Here is a 2,980-nt window from a genome sequence, read left to right as displayed (position 1 = left end):
ATGAAAGAAAGTATTCAAAATGATTGATTTTTTCTGGAGAACTTCTAAAAAGTCCAAGAAGTCCATTTTTAAGAGCGAAATTTTTATTATTAATAGCATTATTTTTTAACACAAAAGTTTCTGTATATATTTGAATATTTTTCATAAAATGATTAAGATACTCTATACATTCACTAAAACTTTTATCTTTGACTTTGTTATGGTTAGCATCTAATTCTAAAAGATAGGAGTAGAAGTAAAGAGTTTGAGTTAGGGGGATTATGGAGTGAGAATCTTTACCCGTATAGATAGACAGTCTATTGTGTGAGCCATATTGAGCAGAAGCGATGATATTTATACCACCGCTGTCATAGACACAATATACTTTTTGAGGATTTAAGACTTGCTCCATAATATTTTTATCTAATAATGCTGCCAAAGCCCGCATTAGCATATTATCAATCTCATCAATAGCAGGAGAATTAAAAGTATAGACTTGCGATGCCATAAATTTGATTGCATTAAATTGTGTATTTAAGCTCCTATCAATAGTATCGCAAAATTGCATTGCTATAACTGCTAAATATCCGCCTAAAGAATGCCCTATAAAAATAATATTATTTGAATCTACTTTGTTTAAAATAGGTGCTATGTCTAATAAAAATTGCTTTAAAGCATTAAGTTGAAAATCGCCCTTACCAAAGGTAAGCCCTATATCCGCCAAAGTATCCATACTCCAAAGTCCCTCTGTCCCCCTAAACCCTACTACAAACTTATCTTTTTCTTTATCATAAAACAAAGTAGCACTAAAGCCAGAAGCCGTATTTGGTTGGTGGAATTTAATCTCATATTTTTTAGCAAAGTTTTTAGCTTGAATCTCCCCAAATTCTCCATTAAGTGTCGGATATAGTGCAATGGAATCATCATAAATAAAATAATCTTTATATTTTTTAGATAAGGTCTTTGTATATTCTAAATTTTCTATATTGTCTTTATCTTTAGGGAATCTATTTTGCCCTATTTTATAACTATCCATTTCTCGCTCATCGTTATTGATATACATAAAGTTAAAATAACTTGCTTGGGCCAACTCGGCATAGTCTCTTAGATTGTTGATTAATTCTTTCATTTAGTCTCCTAAAGTTAATTTAGCACCAAAAACAGAGCAAATGCCAAAGGGTAATATAAAAACAATATTAAAAAATTCCTTAAATATTTTTTAATTCTTGTTATTCCAAAAAGCCATAGATTGGCTATCATTAGTGGAAAGACTATCCAACCAAGCATTATAAAAAACTCCTCAACCCTATTTGGATTATGTCCAACAATAGGAGATATAAACCAACCTACAACACATAATATAATCCAACAAATATAAAGTATTTTTAGAATCCGCATTCTGTTTCCCTAAACCACACCACGAAACCATCTTTGTGTGTATCATAGAACAAAGCAGCAGAAAAGCCACTTGTAGTGTTAGGCTGATGAAATTGAACCTCATATCTTTGAATGAAATTTTTAGTCTGTAATTCTCCAAATTCTCCGTTGAGTTCACCTTTACTAATAAAACTATATTTTTGTCCGACCTTTTCTTTTTTTCCAGCTATTTTGCCATTATAGCTTAAGTTTAAAAGCTCATTTAAGGTAATAATAGTTTCATTTTCTTGCAATATACAATCTTCTAAATCAAAATAAAAATAACTAGCTTGTGCAAGTTCTGCATAATCTTTTAATTCATTGATTTTTTCTTGCAAAATTATCCTTTATTTAAATAATGACAAAAAAATATATAATGTAACATAAAAACTATTATGATAATAAAACATGTAATATAATATCGAAGCTATAGGATAATAAAGTAACAATAGCAATGCTATATACAAAAACTTTATTTCACAAAGAGAAAAAAAGCGATAAAGCATTAATAGAATTAAAGGAAAAATAATCCAACCTAGCATTACAAAAAATTCATACACTCTATTTGGATTATGCCCTACAGCAGGAGAAATAACAAACCCACTTATACAAAATACTACCCAAACAATATAAAACTTACGAAATGCACCCATTTATTTTCCTTTTTAATATTTTTAATAAAATTATTCTACTTTTTTAAAAATTAAAATATAGCTATATTAGGAAAATTCCAACCATAAACACTAGGGGAATTAAAAGTATAAACTTCATTAGGGCTAAAAGATAATTTGTCTTTATATTTAATATCGCAATATATCAAAGCCATTTGAGCTAAATACCCACCCAATGAATGTCCTACAAATATAATTCTTTTGTGTTTATTTTTGATTATTTTATTTACTTGTTCTAAAAATTCTAAAAGAGAAGAAGATTGGATATTGCCATTGAGGGATAGAGTTATGTCTTGAACTATATCTTGAATCGAGCTAATAAAATTATCAGTTTCAGTTCCCCTAAATCCTACTATAAATTCATCTTTTTCTTTATCATAAAACAAAGTAGCACTAAAGCCACTTGTAGTGTTAGGCTGATGAAATTGAACCTCATATCTTTGAATGAAATTTTTAGTCTGTAATTCTCCAAATTCTCCATTTAGTTTATCAAAATTTGTCTTTTCATCAAAGAAATTTAACATTTTTGATTGCCAAGCATCATCTTGTCTTAAATCAATCAATACTTCTTTATCTTTATGTTTTTGATTGACAACATGTTCTAAATTTACCTTTATTTCTCTATAGCCTCTAAGAGAATTTTCTTCTTGAATTTTTTCTTGATTAAAATCTAACTCAAATATATTTCTAGTATTTAAAAAATCAAAATAAAAATAACTAGCCCAGCACATTCTAGCATATTTATAAAGTTTCATATATTTGGCTTGTTTTTCATACATTAGTAGCTTCTTTTTTCTTGTAATTCTTTATATTTTTGAATATCATAGCATATCATTTTTCTTTTGTATTTAGCAAACATACCTATGTCAAGCCAAGAGTATGTATTGTCTATTTTATATTCTTGTATTGTATTT

3 protein-coding genes are annotated in these 2,980 nt (G+C 28.0%); all 3 read right to left on the bottom strand.

All coding sequences use genetic code 11. The annotated features are described in order from the left end of the window. The coding region (locus KAR67_RS09270; protein ID WP_192801094.1) for an Mbeg1-like protein at positions 1–1,108 on the bottom strand (1,108 nt) is incomplete at its 3' end. Between the two features lie 256 nt (positions 1,109–1,364). Then, complete coding sequence (locus KAR67_RS09265) at positions 1,365–1,733, bottom strand: hypothetical protein (protein WP_167843022.1); 369 nt, start codon at positions 1,731–1,733, stop codon at positions 1,365–1,367. Between the two features lie 365 nt (positions 1,734–2,098). Then, the gene (locus tag KAR67_RS09260) at positions 2,099–2,845 is read right to left on the bottom strand and encodes an Mbeg1-like protein (RefSeq protein ID WP_225904097.1); all 747 of its coding nucleotides are present in this window, start codon (positions 2,843–2,845) and stop codon (positions 2,099–2,101) included. Positions 2,846–2,980: the final 135 nt, after the last annotated feature.

It is taken from the genome of Campylobacter sp. JH32, from assembly GCF_017846535.1.
In the GTDB taxonomy this organism is placed as follows: Bacteria; Campylobacterota; Campylobacteria; order Campylobacterales; family Campylobacteraceae; genus Campylobacter_D; species Campylobacter_D coli.
This window is presented reverse-complemented; position numbering and strand designations above follow the sequence as displayed.

Bases quoted from the DNA above. Each gene is read 5' to 3' on its own strand.
- KAR67_RS09260 (WP_225904097.1), bottom strand. From the start codon at position 2,845: ATGTATGAAAAACAAGCCAAATATATGAAACTTTATAAATATGCTAGA.